Source organism: Streptomyces sp. JNUCC 63 (assembly GCF_054366325.1).
The window spans coordinates 4926444-4944798 of record NZ_CM135963.1; the positions used below are offsets into that span (position 1 = coordinate 4926444).

The following is an 18355-nucleotide window of genomic DNA, read 5'->3' on the forward strand; positions in this document are numbered from 1 at the left end:
AGCGAACCGGAGACCGTGACTACCACCGCCGCCTCCTCCCACCACCTCTCGCCCGCCTTCCCCGGTCGCGCCCCCTGGGGCACCGCCGGCAAGCTGCGTGCCTGGCAGCAGGCCGCGATGGAGAAGTACGTCCAGGAGCAGCCGCGCGACTTCCTGGCGGTGGCCACCCCCGGCGCCGGAAAGACGACGTTCGCGCTGACGCTCGCCTCCTGGCTGCTGCACCACCACGTCGTCCAGCAGGTCACCGTGGTCGCGCCGACCGAGCACCTGAAGAAGCAGTGGGCGGAGGCCGCCGCGCGGATAGGGATCAGGCTGGACCCGGAGTACAGCGCGGGCCCGCTCGGCAAGGAGTACCACGGGGTCGCCGTGACGTACGCGGGCGTCGGCGTCCGCCCGATGCTGCACCGCAACCGCGTCGAGCAGCGCAAGACCCTCGTCATCCTCGACGAGATCCACCACGCGGGCGACTCCAAGTCGTGGGGCGAGGCCTGCCTGGAGGCGTTCGAGCCCGCGACCCGCCGGCTCGCCCTCACCGGTACGCCGTTCCGCTCGGACACCAACCCGATCCCGTTCGTCACGTACGAGGAGGACGCGGCCGGCATCCGGCGCTCGGCCGCCGACTACACCTACGGCTACGGCTCCGCCCTCTCCGACGGCGTGGTCCGCCCCGTCATCTTCCTCTCCTACAGCGGCAACATGCGCTGGCGTACGAAGGCCGGCGACGAGGTCGCGGCCAGGCTGGGCGAGCCGATGACCAAGGACGCGGTCAGTCAGGCCTGGCGCACCGCGCTCGACCCGCGCGGCGAGTGGATGCCGGCCGTGCTGCGCGCCGCGGACCAGCGGCTGACCGAGGTCCGCAAGGCCATCCCGGACGCCGGAGCCCTGGTGATCGCCTCCGACCAGGACTCCGCCCGCGCCTATGCCAAGCTGATCCGCGAGATCACGGGCAGCAGCGCGACGGTCGTCCTCTCCGACGACACCGGCGCCTCGAAGAGGATCGACGAGTTCAGCAACGGCGACGACCGCTGGATGGTGGCCGTCCGCATGGTGTCCGAGGGCGTCGACGTACCCCGGCTCGCGGTCGGGGTGTACGCCACCACCATTTCCACCCCGCTCTTCTTCGCCCAGGCCGTCGGCCGTTTCGTGCGGTCCCGGCGGCGCGGCGAGACCGCCTCCGTCTTCCTGCCGACCATCCCGGACCTGCTCACCTTCGCCAACGAGATGGAGGTCGAGCGCGACCACGCCCTCGACAAGCCGAAGAAGGACGGCGAGGAGGACCCCTACGCCGAGTCCGAGAAGGAGATGGAGGAGGCGAACCGGGAGCAGGACGAGGACACCGGCGAGCAGGACATGCTGCCCTTCGAGGCGCTGGAGTCCGACGCCGTCTTCGACCGGGTCCTCTACGACGGCGCCGAGTTCGGCATGCAGGCCCACCCGGGCAGTGAGGAGGAGCAGGACTACCTCGGCATTCCCGGCCTCCTCGAGCCCGAGCAGGTGCAGCTGCTGCTGCAGAAGCGGCAGGCCCGGCAGATCGCGCACAGCCGCAAGAGGCCCGACGCCGAGGCCGACCTTCTCGAGCTGCCCGCCGACCGGCGGCCGGTGGTCACCCACAAGGAGCTGATGGAGCTGCGCCGGCAGCTCAACACGATGGTCGGCGCGTACGTCCACCAGAGCGGCAAGCCGCACGGGGTCATCCACAACGAACTGCGCCGGGTGTGCGGCGGCCCGCCCAGCGCGGAGGCGACGGCGGGGCAGCTGCGGCAGCGGATCGCCAAGGTGCAGGAGTGGGCGACGCGTATGCGGTGACGCTGCGCCGGCTGCACCGGGGGCTTTCCCGCCCACCCGCCCGTCTCGATGGGGTGGGAGGTGACCGTCTTCCCGGGGTTCCGCCCCGGACCCCGGCGGGGGCTGCGCTCCCCGATCCGGATCGGGGGGCGTATCCGGATAAACGTGAGTAATCCGTAACGGTCGGTGACCGGATTCTGGACGGAGGCTTCCGCTCAGCGAACCGGCTTCGCTAATGTCCCGCTACGCACACGCCCCGTGGCAGCGCCGCCGCGGAGCGCAGCCGTGAAGCGACTTCAGTCCGGGACGGCCCGGACCGTCGGCCGATCGGCGGCCTCTGTCGCGCGTCACCGACGGGACTCGGTGACGCGTCCGACGCGAAGGGGTCCGCCGACCTCAGCACTTAAGGAGTGGGCGTCGTGACCGCGGAGACCTCTCAGACGCTCGATCGCGGCCTCAGGGTCCTCAAGCTGCTGGCCGACACGGACCACGGGCTGACCGTCACCGAGCTGTCCCAGAAACTGGGCGTCAACCGGACCGTGGTGTACCGACTGCTCGCCACCCTGGAACAGCACGCGCTGGTACGCCGTGATCTGGGCGGCCGCGCCCGTGTCGGGCTCGGGGTGCTGCGGCTGGGCCGCCAGGTGCATCCGCTGGTGCGGGAGGCCGCGCTGCCGGCGCTGCGGTCGCTGGCCGAGGACATCGGGGCGACCGCGCACCTCACGCTGGTGGACGGCGCGGAGGCACTGGCCGTCGCCGTGGTCGAGCCGACCTGGACGGACTACCACGTGGCCTACCGGGCCGGGTTCCGGCACTCCCTGGAGCGGGGCGCGGCGGGCAAGGCGATACTCGCGGCCCGCCGGCAGCCGACGGCCGAGCCCGGCTACACCCTGACCCACGGCGAACTGGAGGCGGGCGCCTGCGGGGCGGCGGCGCCGCTGCTCGGGGTGACGGGGGTCGAGGGGAGTGTGGGCGTGGTGATGCTGGCGGACTCCGTGCCGGAGCGGGTGGGGCCGCGGGTCGTGGACGCGGCCCGCGAGGTGGCGGAAGCGCTGCGCTGAACCGGGCTGTGTGCTGCCAGGCGCCGAGACCGGCGTCGGGCGCACGACGGTGAAGCGCTCCACTCATCGGGGCCGGCGCAGCCGAACCGGGCTGCTCGCCGTGCTCGCCGCGCTCGCTCCGCGAGATCGCGAACCGGCAGCCGACCGACGGCCGCCCCGCGAGACCGCGAATCGACGGCCGACCAACAGCCGACCGACGGCCGCCCCGCGAGACCGCGAATCGACGGCCGACCGACAGCCGACCGACGGCCGCCCCGCGAGATCGCGAACCGACGGCCGACCAACAGCCGACCGACGGCCGCCCCGCGAAACCGCGAACCGACGGCCGACCAACAGCCGACCGACGGCCGCCCCGCGAGACCGCGAATCGACGGCCGACCGACAGCCGACCGACGGCCGCCCCGCGGGGGGCGCCCTGGCCGGACTCGGCCCGGCGCCCCCTGTTGTCGGAGCCGTACGTCAAGCGCGGCCCCGGCCCTGGCCGCGGGCGGCGTGGCGGGCGGCCAGGTATCCGAAGGTCAGACCCGCGCCGACCTGACAGCCCGCCCCGGGGTATTCCGACGCCATGATCGAGTGCGCGTCGTTGCCGCAGGCGTACAGCCCGGGGACCGGCTCGCCTTCCTCGCCGAGGACCTGGGCGTCGGCGTTGGTCCGCAGACCGAGCGCGGTGGCCAGCGGGGTGGGGACGACGGCGATCGCGTAGAAGGGCGCCTTCTCGATCGGGCCGAGGTTGACGTTCGGGGTGTGGGCGGGGTCGCCGTACTGGTGGCCGAAGGGACTGCGTCCCTTGCCGAACTCCTCGTCGACGCCGGTACGGGCGAAGCGGTTGTTGTCGGACACGGTGCGTTCGAGGCCGTCGGCATCGACACCGATGGCGGCCGCGAGCTCCCGGACCGTGCGGCCGGTGTGCAGGTAGCCGGCGTCGATGTACCGCTTGAGTCTGGCCTTGGGCAGGTGCGGGCGGACCATGCCGAGCCCGTACGCGGTCAGCTTGGCGGAGTCGATCACGAGCCAGGCCGGGACGGTCGGCACGGACTTGTGCGAGTCGTACATCGCGCGGGTGAAGCGGTGGTAGGAGACCGACTCGTCGACGAACCGGCGTCCGGCGGCGTTGACGGCGATGATGCCGGGCTTGGCCCGGTCCCAGATGTGCGGGAAGACCGCGGTGGAACCGTCCGGGCGGCGGCCGATGGAGCTGGGGAACCACAGGGCGTTGTCGTCCTGGGGATCGCCGAGCGCGCCGCCGACGGCGAGGGCGAGGGCGAGGGTGTCGCCGGTGGCGCCCTCGCCGGCGCGGGTGAACTGCGGGGTGGGCTGCGGCATGTACCGGGCGCGCAGCTCCGGGCTGGCGGAGAATCCGCCGGCGGCCAGGACGACGCCACGGCGGGCGGCGACCCGGACCGTGCGACCGCGGTGCGAGACGACCGCGCCCACGACGCGGCCGGTGCGGTCGGTGACGAGCTCGGTGGTGCGCGCGGTGAACCACACGTCGCCGGAGCGCCGCAGGAGCTTGTGGTACAGGTTCGCGACGAGCGCGTTGCCCATGGCCAGCCGGGTCCCGCGCGGATAGTTGAGCCGGTCCGCGGCCCAGCGGACGCCGAGGCGCGCGGCGACGGCCATGCCGCGCACCGAGCCGTCGAAGATGGTCAGGAGCTGGTTGACCTCGGGGCGGCGGACCATGAGCGTGCCGTGGAAGAGCGCGAACTCCGGCACCGGGCGGCGGATCCTGCCGAAGCGGGCCTTGCCGAGCTTGCGGCCGTCGAAGGTGTGGGGTTCGAGGGCGCGGCCGATGCCGGACCCGGAGATCTCGGGGTGGTAGTCGACGACGGTCTTGGAGTGCCAGAACCCGACACCGATCCGGTCCAGGTAGTCGACCATGGCGGGGCCGTGTGCGAGGTAGGCCTCGCGCAGCTCGCGGGGGGCGCGGTCGCCGACGAGGTCGTCGAGGTAGCTGCTCGCGGCGGCGGTGTCCGCGGCGGGGTCGTCCTGGTACCGGTGTCCGGGGATCCAGCAGGTACCGGCGGAGTAGGCGGTGGTGCCGCCGAGCCACTCGGTCTTCTCCAGCACCAGCACGGACAGCCCCTCCTGGGCGCCGACGACCGCCGCGCCCATGCCGCCCGCGCCGGACCCGAGGACGAGGAGGTCGACCTCGTGCTGCCAGGTTCCGTCGTTGTCAGTCATGGATCCGTTCCGTCCTGTGGGTGGTGAGAGCCGACAGGTGCTCTCGCATGCGATCGAGGTCGGGTGTGGCGCCGGTGAGCACGGCGAGGGTCATCGCGGCCTGGGCGACGAGCATCGCGCCGCCGTCCAGGACCCGGCAGCCCGCGGCGCGGGCGGCGATCAGCAGCGAGGTGTCCAGGGGCCGGTAGACGACGTCGGCGACCCAGTGCCGGGGGGCGAGCGCGCTGGTGTCGAAGGGCAGGCCGGGGTGGCCGGTCATGCCGATCGGGGTGGCGTTGACGACTCCGTCGGCACGCGTGAGCCCGGCGGGTATCCGGTCCGGGGGCAGGCTGGTGATCTCGCCGGACGGGAACGCGGCGGTCAGCCTGGTGACCAGGGCGGCGGCCCGTTCGGTATCGGCGTCGGCGATCTCGACGGCCGCTCCGGCGCCCGCGAGGGCGTAGGCGACGGCGGAGCCCGCTCCGCCCGCACCGACCACGGCGACCCGGTCGAGCCGGGCGTCGGGGAGACCGTGGCGCAGGCCCGCGAGGAAGCCGCTGTGGTCGGTGTTGTGGCCGATGAGCCGGCCGTCGGTGACGGAGACGGTGTTGACCGCGCCGAGGGTGCGCGCGTCGGGCGAGAGGTCGTCGAGCTGGCCGAGCACGGCCTGCTTCACCGGGTGGGTGATGTTGAAGCCGGTCACGCCCCGCTGGACGGCGTGACGCAGGCGCCAGCCGGGTGGGAGACGGTCGAGGTCGAGAAGGGTGTAGGTGTAGTCGAGGCCGAGCGCGGCGGCTTCCCGCTCGTGCAGGGCGGGCGAGAGCGATCCGCCGATGCCCGCGCCGACCAGGGCGACCCGGTGACGCGCCGGGGTGAGCGTCTCAGGCATGGGCGTTCACCGCGGCCAGGACGTCGCGCAGGCTCTGGAGGTTGCGCCGCGCGTACTCGAGCGGGGTGAGGCGGGACTGCAGCGCGGCGTGGGGCACCTCGATGCTCAGTGGTGTTCCGGCGGGGGCCGCGGCGATCAGCTCCGTCAGCGGCAGTTCGCCCTCGCCGATCAGCTGCCGCTGGACGCGGGCCTCGACCTGCAGGACCGAGCCGTCGGCCTTCATCCCGAGCGGAAGCTGTGCGGGGAGGTCGAGGTGTTCGGGTGCGGTCAGTGGGCCGTCGCACAACTGCAGGCACGGGACGAGCCGGGGCTCGAGGGCGCGGACGTCGTCGATGGAGCTGCCGCCGCGCTGGATGTGCAGGGCGTCGAGGAGGACGGCCGCGCCGGCGGCCGAGGCGATCGCGGCGGCCTCGGTGACGGTGCGCACCGGCTGGTAGCTGATGGGTTCGAGGGTGGGCCGGATACCGACGGCCGCGGCGTCGGCGGTCAGTGCGGCGAGGGTGTCGGTCAGGCGCCGCCGGTCCGGGTCGGTGCCGACGACGCTGATCGTGCGGGCGCCGAGGGCGGCGCCGGCGTCGAGGGCGGGCCGCCAGTGGGCGGGGCCGGTGTCCGGGCCCAGGGTCAGGAACTCCACGTCGCGAACCTGCAGGCCGGTGTCGTCCAGGCGCGTCAGTGTCTCGCGCGACATCGGCGAGCCGGGCTCCATGGGGTACTGGCGCTCGCCCTCGGTGACCGCGTTGACCCGGATGCCGACGAAGTCGTAACCGGCCGCCGCCGCGGTGCTGACGAGTTCCGGCGGGCTGAGTCGTAGCAGGGTCAGGTGGGCGAGCCCGATGGGGGGCATGCGGTGGTCTCCTGGTTCAGGGTGGGGACAGGCTCGGGGCGGCCGGAAGCGGCCGAGGCGTACAGAGCGGTGAGGATCGCGAGGGACTTCGCGGCCTCACGCCCGGTGACCGCGGGTTCGCGGCCTTCCCGGACGGCGTCGGCGAAGTCCGCGATCAGCAGCGCGTGGAAGGGTGCGAGGGCGCCGTTGATCCGGGACAGCGGAAGATCCGCGGTCAGGCCGGAGCCGAAGGGTGACACGGCCGTCTCGGCGCCGGGGACGGCCCACAGGTCGATCCGTGCCTCGCTGCCCTCCGGGTACTCGGCGAGCCCCGCGCTCGCCCCGGTGCGCCCGGAGACCTGCACGCGGGTGCCCAGGCCGGGGGTGAGCGCCGTGGACGCGGCGAGCGTGGCCAGGCCGCCCGAGGCGAACCGTACGGTCGCGACGGCGGTGTCCTCGACCTCGATCGCGTCGCCGTGCTTGAACGCGGCGTGTGCGGCGCTCACCTCGACGGCCCCGCCCATGTACCACTGGAGCAGGTCGATGTTGTGGATGGCCTGGGTCATCAGGACTCCGCCGCCGTCGGTCGCCCAGGTCCCGCGCCAGGCGTCGGCGGTGTAGTACGACGTGTCGCGGTGCAGCAGGACCGAGGTGTGCCCGAGGATCGGGACACCCAGGGTGCCGTCGTCGATCGCTGTCCGGATCCGCCGGGCGGCGGGCCAGAACCGCCGCTGGAACGCCACCCCGAGGGTCACTCCGGCCGCTTCGCACGCGGCCACCATGCGGGCGGCCGCGTCGAGTCCGGTCGCGATCGGTTTCTCGCACAGCACGTGTACCCCGTGCGCGGCGGCCCTGGTGACGACGGCCTCGTGCGCGGGGTGCGGCGTGCAGACGCTGACCAGGTCCAGGCCGAGCTCGAAGATGTCGTCGGGGCCGCTCGCCGCGGCCCCGTACCGCCCGGCGAACCGGGCGGCACGGGCCGGGTCGACGTCGCCGCAGGCCACCAGTTCGACACCGGGCAGGTCGCGGTAGGCGGCGGCGTGGTTGCCGGCGACGTTCCCGCAACCGATCACGCCCGCGCGCAGCACCGGCCCCATCACAGCGCCGTGGGGACGTCGGCCCGATGGCTCGGCGCGGTCGCGGCCGGCTCCGTGGACCGGCGCTCGCCGAGCTGGGCGGTGGGGGTGCGGAAGGTTTCCGGGCCGGTCAGCGCGGCGATCGCCGAGGCGAGGACGAAGCCGGCGCACATCCACGCCACCGGCGTCCAGTTCGCCTGGTCACCGGCGGTGATGGCCGTGGCGATCAGCGGGGTGAAGCCCGCCGCGAGCAGGCCGACCATCAGTCCGATCGCCATGCCGCTGTAGCGGACCCGGGCCGGGAACTGCTCGGGGAAGTAGGCCGGGTAGATGCCGTTGGGCGCGGCGTAGCAGAAGCCGATCAGCAGGATGGCCGAGGCGTAGATCCACGGGACGTTCTGGGTGCCGATGGCGTGGAAGAACACGAACACCATGACACCGACACCGATCAGGCCGACGACGAAGACCGGTTTGCGTCCGATCCGGTCGGCGATGATCCCGTAGACGGGCTGGGTGAGGACGGCGACCCCGTTGGCGATCGAGATGACCGCCAGCATGGTGGGCTTGGAGATGCCGGCGACCTCGGTGGCGTAGGCGAGCGCGAAGACGTTGACGATCGTGTTGACCATGGCGAAGGCCGCACAGACCGCGATCCGCAGCACGGTCACCCAGTGGTCGCGGAACAGCTCGACGACGGGCGCCTTGGCGGTCTCGGAGCTCTCCTGCAGTTCGGCGAAGACCTCGGGCTCGTGCAGCGAGCGGCGCAGGAAGTAGGCGACCGCGGTGACCGCGATGCTCAGCCAGAACGGGATCCGCCAGCCCCAGCTGAGCAGCTGGTCGTCGGGCAGGGAGGCGATCGGGATGAACACGAGGCTCGAGATGACGATCCCGAACATGATCCCGCTCATCGTGAAGCTGGTGTAGAACGCCCGGCGCCGGTCGGGGGCGTGCTCGACGGTCAGTGAGCTCGCTCCGGGGGACTCTCCGCCGGCGGACAGGCCCTGGAGCAGCCGCAGCACGACCAGGAGGATCGGCGCGGCGACGCCGATCTGCCCGTAGGTGGGCAGGCAGCCGATCAGGAAGGTCGAGACGCCCATCAGCAGCAGCGTGAACATCAGGGTGTTGCGGCGGCCGAGCCGGTCGCCGAGGTGTCCGAACAGGACCGCGCCGAGCGGGCGGGCGACGTAGGCGACGCCCAGGGTGGCGATGGACATCAGCGCACCGGTGGCCCCGGCGTCGGGGAAGAAGATCTTGCCGAACACCAGGGCGGCGGCCGAGCCGTAGATGAAGAAGTCGTAGTACTCGAGGGTGCTTCCCAGGAAGCCCGAGATCGCGGCCTTCCTCGGGTTGTTGCGGGTTCCGGAGGTGGTACTGCCCGAGTGAGGGGCCGATGCCGTGGTGGACACGGGCGCTCCTTTCGATCCGGCGTCGTCGACGGAGATCCGGCCCCAGGCTGTGGCGCTCGAGCAGGGTCCGGTGTGGGTGTCGATGAGGGTCGCAGGCCCGAATATGCCCCGTCCAATACTTGATTTCACTTAAACTTTGTGCGCGAGACACATAATCACAGCTCCGGTGTGGGCAGCACCTCTTCGGCGACCTCAAGTACGGCCCGCAGGACGGGAGATGGGTTGTCCCCCAGCCATGCCAGGGCGTGGTCCATGTAGGTCGGCTCATCACGCAGCGGCACGAACACCGCGGCCGAGGGCATGATCCCGGCGACGTCGGACGCCATCAGCGCGACACCCACGCCGGCCGACACCAGGGTCAGGATCATGTACGGGTCGGTGATCTCCTGGACCACACGTGGGCGGAACCCGGCCTTGACGCATGCCTGCAGCGTCAGTTCCTGCAGCGCAGACCCGGCCGCGGCCGGCGTGGTGATGAACCCTTCCTCCGCCAGGTCGGCGAGGTCGACCGCGGACTCCCCGGCCAGTGGGTGGTCGATCGGCAGCGCCGCGCCCAGCGGCTCCCGGCCGATCAGCCGCGTCCGCACCGGGGACGGGTTGATGGGCAGAGCCACGAAGGCCATGTCCAGGCTGCCCTGCTCCAGCTGCTCGACTCCGTCCCGGGTCATGACCCGCCCCGTCAGCGACAGCTTGACCTCGGGATACCGCTGACGGACCGCCCTGGTCAACGGCGGCAGCGTGAGGTGGTTGAGGGCGCCGGAGAACCCGATGGAGACCGCCCCGTACACCTCCCCCGCGCTGGCCCGCGTCGACTGCCGCCCGAGCTCCAGCTCCTCGAACACGCGATGAGCGTGCGGCAGGAACGCGTGCCCGGCCGGGGTGAGCGCGACGCTGCGCGTGCTGCGGTCGAACAGCCTCACCCCGAGTTCCTTCTCCAGCCTGCGAATGGTCTGGCTCAGCGGCGACTGGGCCAGCCTCAGTCGCGAGGCGGCACGGCCGAAGTGCAGCTCCTCGGCGACGGCGACGAACGCCTCGAGCCAGCGGATCTCCATGAGCAAAACCTCCCCGGTCGCGGGGCTTGCGCTGCCCCACGTTCCGCATATAGTCACTCGGAAGCACAGTGATGCGCCGATTTTAGATGAGATCTTACATAGTTCCGGACGGTGCGGCACACAGTCGGCTCCCGGGGCGCAGGAAGGAACAGCGTCGTGACCACCCGAACAACCCTGACCGCACCGGCACAGGAGTGCGACGTGGTCGTCGTCGGCTCCGGAGCGGGAGGACTCGCCACGGCGGTGACCGCCGCCCGCCACGGCCTGCGGGTCGTGGTCCTCGAACGCGCCGAGGTCTGCGGTGGCGCGACGGCCTGGTCCGGAGGCTGGATGTGGACACCGGGAAATCCCCTGGCGCGGGCCGACGGGATCCGGGAGGAGACCGAGGAGTTCCGCGACTACCTGCGCGCCGCGCTCGGCGAGGACTACGAACCGGCACGGGTCGACGCGTTCCTGGCCGCCGCTCCCGAGATGGTGCGGTTCTTCCACGAGCAGACCGCCCTGACCTTCGTGCCGGGCGCGAAGATCTGCGACATCTACGGCGATCTCCCCGGCGCCGGCACCGGGCACCGGTCCGTGGGGCCCGCCCCTGCCGACCTCCGCCGGCTCGGCGACGACGTGGCCCGCCTGCTGCGCCGCCAGCTGTACGAGACCTCGTTCCTCGGCATGGGGGTCATGGCCGGGCCGGACCTGGCCGGCTTCCTCGCCGCGTCCCGCGGCGACGTCCGCGGGCTGCTGCACGCCACGCGCCGGGTCACCCGGCACCTGTTCGACCTGGCCACCAGGCGGCGGGGGATGCAGTTGGTCAACGGCACCGCGCTGGTCGGACGGCTGCTGCGCTCGGCCCTGGACGCCGGTGTCGACGTGCGGGTGTCGTCCCCCGTCACCGACCTGATCCGCGAGAACGGCCGGGTCACCGGCGTGGTGGCGGCCACCGCGGACGGTCCGCTCCGGATCACCGCGGCGCGGGGCGTGGTCCTCGCCGCGGGCGGTTTCCCGCACGACGAGACCCGGCGCCGCGAGCTGTTCCCCCGCGGGGAGCGGCACTGGACCCTCGCCCCGAAGGAGGCCGACGGTGCGGGCATCACCCTGGCCCGGTCGGCCGGGGCCGCCCTGCGCACCGACCTCGCCTCCCCGGCCGCCTGGTGCCCGGTCTCCCTGGTGCCCTACCGGAACGGCCGCACCGGCGTGTTCCCGCACATCATGGACCGCGCCAAGCCCGGCAGCATCGGCGTACTGCGCGACGGGCGCCGGTTCGTCAACGAGGCCAACGGTTACCACGACTACGTGGCGGCGATGATCGCGGCGACCCCGGACGGCGAGCCGGTCGAGGCCTGGCAGATCGCCGACGCCCGGTTCGTGCGCCGCTATCCGCTGGGCATGGCCAAGCCCCGCCCGGTCCCCCTCTTCCCCTACCTGCGCAGCGGCTACCTCCGCCGCGGCCGCACGATCGAGGAACTCGCCCACGCCTGCGGCATCGATCCGGCCGGGCTCGCCGCGACCGTCGAGGAGTTCAACGCCGCCGCCCGCCGCGGCGAGGACCCCGCCTTCAACCGCGGTTCGACACCGTTCAACCGCTACGGAGGCGACCGGGCGGCGAAGCCGAACCCCTCGCTCGCCCCGCTGGAGAAGGGACCGTTCTACGCCGTGCGGATCGTGCCCGGCAGCTTCGGCACCTTCGCCGGGGTGGCCACCGACGAGCACGCCCGGGCCCTCGACGACCAGGACGAACCGATCCCCGGGCTCTACGCCGTCGGCAACGACCAGGCGAGTGTGATGGGCGGCCACTACCCCTCCGGCGGCATCAACATCGGGCCCGCCATGACCTTCGGCTGGATCGCCGCGCGCCACCTCGCCGACGTGGACGCCGAACTCGGAGCGGCCGTATGAGCGCCCAGCCGCTGGGGCGGCCCGACCAGATCGGCGTCGTCGTCCGCGACCTCGACGCCGCCGCCGACGGCATGCGCCGGGTGTTCGGCCTCGAACCCCACACCCGCACCGAGAACACCTACCGCCGCACCACCTACCGGGGCCGGGAGATCGACGCCACGGTCGGGGTGATGCTCTACGACCTGCACGGCATCGAGCTCGAGTTCCTCGCCCCCCGGACCGCCGGCAACATCTGGCAGGACTTCCTCGACGAGCGCGGCGAGGGCCTGCACCACGTCCGGTTCGCGATCGGTGACCACGCGGCGGTGCGCGAAGACCTGCACGCCCGAGGCGTCGAGACCTACCAGGAGGGGGAGTCCATGCGGGGCGGCGGCGTCCGCTACGCCTACTACGACTCCGTCCCGTTCCTCGGATTCCTGATCGAGACGCTCAACCACGAAGGAGTCGCATGAGCTACCCCGAGGGCGTTCTCGCCCTGGTCACCGGTGGAGCAAGCGGGATCGGCGCCGCGACCGCGGCGAAGCTGCGCGGCGACGGCGTACGGGTCGTCACCGCCGACCTCGCTCCGGGCGCGGACGAAAAACTCGACGTCACCGACCCCGAGGCCGTCGCCGCGCTCGTCGACCGGCTGGGCCCGGTGGGGATCCTCGTGCACTGCGCGGGCATCGTGGGGCCCTCCCGCCCCCTCGCCGAACTCGACCTCGACGAGTGGCACAACACCTTCAGGGTCAACGTCGGCGGCACCTTCCTGATGTGCCGCGCCGTCGTACCGGCGATGGTGGACGCGGGCTGGGGCCGGATCGTCACCCTGGCGAGCATCGCGGCCAAGGACGGCAACCCCACCCAGAGCGCCTACTCGGCGTCGAAGGCCGCCGTCGTCGCGCTCACGAAGTCCCTGGGCAAGGAGCTCGCCACGACCGGAGTGCTGGTCAACGCCGTCGCGCCCGCGGCCGTCAGTACCCCGATGAACGCGCACACCGACCCCGCGGTGCTCGCCCGCTCCCAGGCCCTGACCCCGATGGGCCGCTTCGGCCGGGCCGAGGAGATCGCCGAGCTGATCGGATGGCTCTGCTCGGAGCAGGTCAGCTTCTCCACCGGCGCGGTCTACGACGCCAGTGGCGGCCGGGCGACGTACTGAAGACGCGCGCCGGGAACGACGTGCCCGCGGACGTCGTCGTGCCGGGCCCGGGCGCGGGGAGCGCACGCGTGGTGGGGCCGAGGCGACCACGGCCGGCGGGGGAGCACCGCCGCATGGCCGGATGTCGTCGGCGCGTTAGATTGATCCCGTGCTCTCTCGCCTCTCACGTCCCCAGGCCCTCGCCGTCTGTGCGCTGCCCGTCGTGGCTCTGGTCGCCACCGCGGTGCTCGCGCCGCTGCCGTTCTCGGTGGCGCAGCCGGGCATGACGGCGAACGTGCTCGGCGAGAACAAGGGCACCCAGGTCATCACCGTCTCCGGCGCCCCCACCCGCAGGACGAGCGGGCAGCTGCGGATGACGACCATCGAGGCGACCGGCCCGGACGCGAACGTCACGCTGGGGGACGTGATCGACGGCTGGTTCGCCACCGACCGGGCGGTCATGCCGCGCGACGCGGTCTACCCGAACGGCAACAGCGTCAAGGAGATCGAGCGGCACAACGCCGAGCAGATGCGGCAGTCCCAGGACGCGGCCACCCGGGCGGCCCTGAAGTACCTCGGCGTCGACGACAGGAACGTCGAGGTGACGCTGAAGCTCGCCGACGTCGGCGGTCCCAGCGCGGGCCTGCTGTTCTCCCTCGGCATCGTCGACAAGCTCGACGGCGACGGCAGCGGCGGCGACCTCACGGGCGGCCGTACGATCGCCGGCACGGGAACCATCACCGCCGACGGCAAGGTCGGCGCGGTCGGCGGCGTGGCCCTCAAGACCCAGGCCGCCCGCCGGGACGGCGCCACGGTCTTCCTGGTCCCCAAGGCCGAGTGCGCCGACGCCGGGTCCGAGCTGCCGAAGGGGCTGCGCCTGGTCCCGGTGACCACCCTGAAGGGCGCGGTGAGCGCCCTGGTGGCCCTGGAGAAGGGGAAGGGCTCGGTCCCGAGCTGCTGAAAGGCTAGACGGCGGGGGCCGTCCTGGGAGCGGCGGCCAGGCGCAGGCCGACCCCTACGAGGGTCCAGCCCAGCTGGGTGCGAAGGGCGCCCGGGCGTTTGGCCAGGGTGACCAGCCGGTACGCGACGGCCTCGGCCTGGAGTTCGGCGGCGCGGGCGCGGTGCAGGGCGAGGTGGGTCTCGGCGTGCATGGGTCGGCCTCTCAGTCCGTGCGGGTGGGGAAGACGTGCGTGTGGACGCGCACCGTCTCGGTGTCCGGGGTGCCGTCCTCGGGGGCCAGGGCCCGGTAGCCCTCGACGAGTTCGTGCATCTTCTCGATGAGGTCGAGGGCGAGCGCGGGCGTCAGGCGCAGTGTCCAGTCGCTCATGTCCGAGGCGCGGCGCCAGGCCTCGGACCAGTCGTTCCTGGTGCCGAGCCAGGTCGCCAGCTCCTGGGTGCGCTGGTTCGCGAGCTCGTGCAGGAACAGGTCCGCGGCGCCGCGGACTTCGGGGTCGGGGTCCTTCAGCAGCGTCTCGTCGAAGCTCACGCCCCCGTGGGCCGCCCGCCACCAGCGCTCCCGTCCCTTGCCGTGCTCGGGCGCGTCCTCGACGAACCCGTGCGCGGCGAGCTGACGCAGGTGGTAACTGGTGGCGCCGCTGGACTCGCCCAGTTTCGCGGCCAGTTGGGAGGCGGTGGCCGGTCCGCCGTGCCGCAGCGCGGTGAGCAGCCGCATGCGCAGGGGATGGGCGAGACCCCGCAGTGAGCGGGCGTCGAGAGGGCGGACCGGCTGGGCCCAGGGCTCGTTCATGCATACAAAGATAACGTTGCAAAGGAAGCTTTGCAACGGGTCCTTTGGAACTCACCCTCACTCCTCCGCGGCCTGCTCCACCAGCGGGATGACCCGCAGCGGCACCGGGTTCTCCATCACGATCGCCGTCGAGGCGCGCACGATTCCCTCGAAGCCCACCACCCGGTCGATCACCCGCTGCAGATCGGCGTTCGAGCGGGCGACCAGCCGGCACAGCATGTCGCCCGAGCCGGTGGTGGTGTGCAGTTCCAGCACCTCCGGCACGGTCGTCAGATGGGCCCGTACGTCCGCGCCCTGCCCCTGCCGGATCTGCAGCGTCGCGAACGCCGTCACCGGGTAGCCGAGCGCCGCCGGGTCCACCTCGGGGCCGAAGCCGCGGATCACCCCGCTCGACTGCAGGCGGTCCAGCCGCGCCTGCACGGTGCCGCGCGCCACCCCCAGCCGCCGGGACATCTCCAGCACGCCGATACGCGGCTCACGCGCCAGCAGCACGATGATGCGGCCGTCCAGATGATCGATCGCCACGCGTCCCGCCTCCCGGGGTGGTCATCCTGTACAGAAAGCCCGCAGGTTCGCCGCTTCCACTGGTCATATTGCCCAGTGAATGCGCGAACTATTGCGCACCTTGCGGGACCAGGTGACCCTTCCGCCATGACGCAGACCACACACCACACTCCCGACGCGACCGCCCGGCAGGCCGACCCCTTCCCGGTCAAGGGAATGGACGCGGTCGTCTTCGCCGTGGGCAACGCCAAGCAGGCGGCGCACTACTACTCCACCGCCTTCGGCATGAAGCTGGTCGCCTACTCCGGACCGGAGAACGGCAGCCGCGAGACCGCGAGCTACGTCCTGGAGAGCGGATCCGCCCGGTTCGTGTTCACCTCGGTGATCAAGCCTGCCACCCCCTGGGGCCACTTCCTCGCCCAGCACGTGGCCGAGCACGGCGACGGCGTCGTCGACCTCGCCATCGAGGTACCGGACGCGCGCGCCGCGTACGCCTACGCCGTCGAGCACGGCGCCCGCTCGGTGGCAGAGCCGTACGAGACGAAGGACGAGCACGGCACCGTCGTCCTCGCCGCGATCGCCACCTACGGCGAGACCCGCCACACCCTGGTCGAGCGGACCGGCTACGACGGCCCGTACCTGCCCGGCCACGTCGCCGCCAAGCCCATCGTCGAGCCGCCCGCCCAGCGCGTGTTCCAGGCCGTCGACCACTGCGTCGGCAACGTCGAACTCGGCCGGATGAACGAGTGGGTGGAGTTCTACAACAAGGTCATGGGCTTCACGAACATGAAGGAGTTCGTGGGCGACGACATCGCCACCGAGTACAGCGCGCTGATGTCGAAGGTCGTGGCCGACGGCACGCTCAAGGTCAAGTTCCCGATCAACGAGCCCGCCCTCGCCAAGAAGAAGTCCCAGATCGACGAGTACCTGGAGTTCTACGGCGGCGCCGGCGTCCAGCACATCGCGCTGAACACCAACGACATCGTGCAGACGGTCCGCCAGATGCGGGCGGCCGGTGTCGAGTTCCTCGACACCCCCGACACGTACTACGACACCCTCGGCGAGTGGGTCGGCGACACCCGCGTGCCCGTCGAGACCCTGCGCGAGCTGAAGATCCTCGCCGACCGCGACGAGGACGGCTACCTGCTGCAGATCTTCACCAAGCCGGTCCAGGACCGCCCGACCGTCTTCTTCGAACTCATCGAGCGGCACGGCTCGATGGGCTTCGGCAAGGGCAACTTCAAGGCCCTGTTCGAGGCGATCGAGCGCGAGCAGGAGCGCCGCGGCAACCTGTGAGCCCCCGCAGCGCCGTACCGCCCGCCGTGCCACCGCACGGCGGGCGGACCCCCGTCGCCTCGCGGGCTCACCGGCGCTGCCGCCCGGTGACGCCCTCCGGCGCCTCCGTCACCGGCAACTCGCCCAGCGCCGCCAGCGCTGCCCGCGCCCGAGGCGCGGCCAGCGGAGAGAAGTAGGGGTTGGTCCGCAGCGCCTTCTCCAGGTGCCGCCGGGCCGGTCCGGGCAGCCCCAAGCTCTGCTCGATCATTCCCCGGTGGTGGACGTACAGCGCGTTGCGCACCCCGCCGCCCTCGGCCGTCTCCGTGGCCTCCATGGCGAACTTCAGCGCCTCCTCCTCCCGCCCGGCCCGGTGCAGCGCCCACGCCAGGGCGTCGGCCACCGCCGTCCCGGGCTGCCGCCGCCACTCGGCGCGCAGCCGCCGCACCGCGGACTCCGCGTCGCCGTGGTCCGCCTCGAACCGCCCCAGCACCAGCTCGTCGTCGACCCCGGCCGCCGCGTTGCGCCGGACCCGCGCCCGCAGCAGGTCGTACTGCGCCCCGGCCTCCCGCTCCATCCCCAGCGACTGGTACAACTCGCCCAGCTCCAGGGCGTGTTCGGGGTCCGACTGCTTGGCCAGGGCCCGCTGGTACGCCGTCAGCGCCTCCGTCGTCCGGCCCAACGCGGCCAGCACCCGTCCCCGGCCGGCCATCGCCGCCCGCTGGTCGGGGTCGAGCCGCAGGGCCGCGTCGAAGTACCGCAGCGCGTCCTCGCGGTCCCCGCGCTCGAACGCGATCCGGCCGGCCTGCTCCAGATACGCGGCCTGCTCGACGGGCGAGGTCGCCGAGGCCACCGCGTCCGACAGCTGGGCCGCCGCGTCCTCGCGCCGGCCCAGGTCCCAGTAGACGGCCGCCGCCTTGGCCTGCACGGCGGGGGAGTGGTGCAGGCGCAGCAGCTTGTCCAGGGTGTCCTGCGCGGCCTTGTGGTCGCCGAGCCCGGTGCAGGCGTCGATCAGCAGCGGATACGTCGTCCACCGCTCGGGCTCCAGCCGCAGCGCCTCCTCGCCCCAGGAACGGGCCGCGGGGAAGTCCCGCCGCTCGTTCGCCAGCGCCGCCAGCCCGTCCAGTGCCCGGGCGTTGCTCCTCGGGCGCAGCCGCAGCGAGGTGCGCAGCGCGTCCTCGGCCTTCGGATAGTTCGCCGCGTCGGCCGTGCGCCGCCCCTGTTCGACGTAGGCGGCCCCGAGCACCGCCCACGCCCGCGCGTCCCGAGGCTGCGCCCGCAGGTGCCGCTCCCGCTCGGCGATCAGCGCCGCCAGGCCGGGCAGCGAAGCCGGCGCCCCGGCACCCACCGCGGTCAGCGCCGCCGCCCCGGGCGCCGGACCGGGCGCCGGCGCGGGCGCCTTCACCACGGGCCGCTCGGCCGGCGGCGTCAGCAGCACCGCGCCGAGCACGCCGGCCGCCACGAGCAGCGTGAGGAGCACCCGGCTCAGCAGACGGGGGCGGCGCCGCGGCCCGGTCGTCAGCGACGTGGCCGGGCTCTGCAGTGGGTTCTCCATGGCGCACACTGTGCGTCC

17 protein-coding genes are annotated in these 18355 nt (G+C 72.7%); 7 read left to right on the plus strand and 10 right to left on the minus strand.

Annotated elements, in window-relative coordinates:
* Window positions 1-15 precede the first annotated feature (15 nt).
* Window positions 16-1806: a DEAD/DEAH box helicase gene (locus ACX25U_RS22615; protein ID WP_454382657.1), complete on the plus strand. Its 1791-nt coding sequence runs from the start codon at window positions 16-18 to the stop codon at window positions 1804-1806.
* Window positions 1807-2204: 398 nt separating this feature from the next.
* Window positions 2205-2846, plus strand: coding sequence for an IclR family transcriptional regulator (locus ACX25U_RS22620; RefSeq protein WP_454382658.1), 642 nt, complete (start codon window positions 2205-2207; stop codon window positions 2844-2846).
* Between the two features lie 459 nt (window positions 2847-3305).
* Here ACX25U_RS22620 and ACX25U_RS22625 read toward each other — a convergent pair whose 3' ends face one another.
* The 6 genes from ACX25U_RS22625 to ACX25U_RS22650 form a co-directional block, all read right to left on the minus strand.
* The gene (locus ACX25U_RS22625) at window positions 3306-5027 is read right to left on the minus strand and encodes an FAD-binding protein (protein WP_454382659.1); all 1722 of its coding nucleotides are present in this window, start codon (window positions 5025-5027) and stop codon (window positions 3306-3308) included.
* Window positions 5020-5895: a shikimate dehydrogenase gene (locus tag ACX25U_RS22630; RefSeq protein WP_454382660.1), complete on the minus strand. Its 876-nt coding sequence runs from the start codon at window positions 5893-5895 to the stop codon at window positions 5020-5022. The genes ACX25U_RS22625 and ACX25U_RS22630 overlap by 8 nt, the downstream gene beginning before the upstream one ends.
* Entirely contained in the window at window positions 5888-6739 is an 852-nt protein-coding gene (locus tag ACX25U_RS22635; RefSeq protein WP_454382661.1) for a hypothetical protein, read from the minus strand. Before ACX25U_RS22635 ends, ACX25U_RS22630 begins: the two co-directional genes overlap by 8 nt.
* Complete coding sequence (locus tag ACX25U_RS22640) at window positions 6712-7815, minus strand: Gfo/Idh/MocA family protein (protein ID WP_454382662.1); 1104 nt, start codon at window positions 7813-7815, stop codon at window positions 6712-6714. Before ACX25U_RS22640 ends, ACX25U_RS22635 begins: the two co-directional genes overlap by 28 nt.
* Window positions 7815-9200, minus strand: a complete 1386-nt coding sequence (locus tag ACX25U_RS22645) for an MFS transporter (RefSeq protein WP_454382663.1) — start codon at window positions 9198-9200, stop codon at window positions 7815-7817. Before ACX25U_RS22645 ends, ACX25U_RS22640 begins: the two co-directional genes overlap by 1 nt.
* Before the next feature lie 155 nt (window positions 9201-9355).
* Window positions 9356-10252 carry a LysR family transcriptional regulator gene (locus tag ACX25U_RS22650; protein WP_454382664.1) on the minus strand — a complete coding sequence of 299 codons (897 nt, stop codon included), beginning with the start codon at window positions 10250-10252 and terminating at the stop codon, window positions 9356-9358.
* A gap of 156 nt (window positions 10253-10408) precedes the next feature.
* Between ACX25U_RS22650 and ACX25U_RS22655 the strand changes: the two genes are divergently transcribed.
* From ACX25U_RS22655 to ACX25U_RS22670, 4 genes are all read left to right on the plus strand, one after another.
* The gene (locus tag ACX25U_RS22655) at window positions 10409-12142 is read left to right on the plus strand and encodes an FAD-dependent oxidoreductase (RefSeq protein ID WP_454382665.1); all 1734 of its coding nucleotides are present in this window, start codon (window positions 10409-10411) and stop codon (window positions 12140-12142) included.
* The gene (locus ACX25U_RS22660; RefSeq protein WP_454382666.1) at window positions 12139-12594 is read left to right on the plus strand and encodes a VOC family protein; all 456 of its coding nucleotides are present in this window, start codon (window positions 12139-12141) and stop codon (window positions 12592-12594) included. Before ACX25U_RS22655 ends, ACX25U_RS22660 begins: the two co-directional genes overlap by 4 nt.
* Window positions 12591-13280, plus strand: coding sequence for an SDR family NAD(P)-dependent oxidoreductase (locus ACX25U_RS22665; RefSeq protein ID WP_454382668.1), 690 nt, complete (start codon window positions 12591-12593; stop codon window positions 13278-13280). The genes ACX25U_RS22660 and ACX25U_RS22665 overlap by 4 nt, the downstream gene beginning before the upstream one ends.
* Before the next feature lie 148 nt (window positions 13281-13428).
* Window positions 13429-14220, plus strand: a complete 792-nt coding sequence (locus ACX25U_RS22670; protein ID WP_454382670.1) for a S16 family serine protease — start codon at window positions 13429-13431, stop codon at window positions 14218-14220.
* 4 nt (window positions 14221-14224) lie between these two features.
* Here ACX25U_RS22670 and ACX25U_RS22675 read toward each other — a convergent pair whose 3' ends face one another.
* From ACX25U_RS22675 to ACX25U_RS22685, 3 genes are read right to left on the minus strand one after another with little or no spacing between them, the layout of a single operon-like run.
* Complete coding sequence (locus ACX25U_RS22675; protein WP_454382671.1) at window positions 14225-14410, minus strand: hypothetical protein; 186 nt, start codon at window positions 14408-14410, stop codon at window positions 14225-14227.
* Between the two features lie 11 nt (window positions 14411-14421).
* Window positions 14422-15006: an ArsR/SmtB family transcription factor gene (locus ACX25U_RS22680; protein ID WP_454382673.1), complete on the minus strand. Its 585-nt coding sequence runs from the start codon at window positions 15004-15006 to the stop codon at window positions 14422-14424.
* A gap of 57 nt (window positions 15007-15063) precedes the next feature.
* Window positions 15064-15531, minus strand: a complete 468-nt coding sequence (locus ACX25U_RS22685; RefSeq protein ID WP_454382674.1) for an Lrp/AsnC family transcriptional regulator — start codon at window positions 15529-15531, stop codon at window positions 15064-15066.
* A 126-nt stretch (window positions 15532-15657) separates the two neighbouring features.
* On the opposite strand from ACX25U_RS22685, the gene hppD reads away from it, so the two are divergent.
* Window positions 15658-16806 carry a 4-hydroxyphenylpyruvate dioxygenase gene (gene hppD, locus ACX25U_RS22690; protein WP_454382675.1) on the plus strand — a complete coding sequence of 383 codons (1149 nt, stop codon included), beginning with the start codon at window positions 15658-15660 and terminating at the stop codon, window positions 16804-16806.
* A gap of 67 nt (window positions 16807-16873) precedes the next feature.
* Here hppD and ACX25U_RS22695 read toward each other — a convergent pair whose 3' ends face one another.
* Window positions 16874-18337 (minus strand): tetratricopeptide repeat protein, encoded by a 1464-nt coding sequence (locus ACX25U_RS22695; RefSeq protein ID WP_454382676.1) that lies wholly within the window; start codon window positions 18335-18337, stop codon window positions 16874-16876.
* Window positions 18338-18355: the final 18 nt, after the last annotated feature.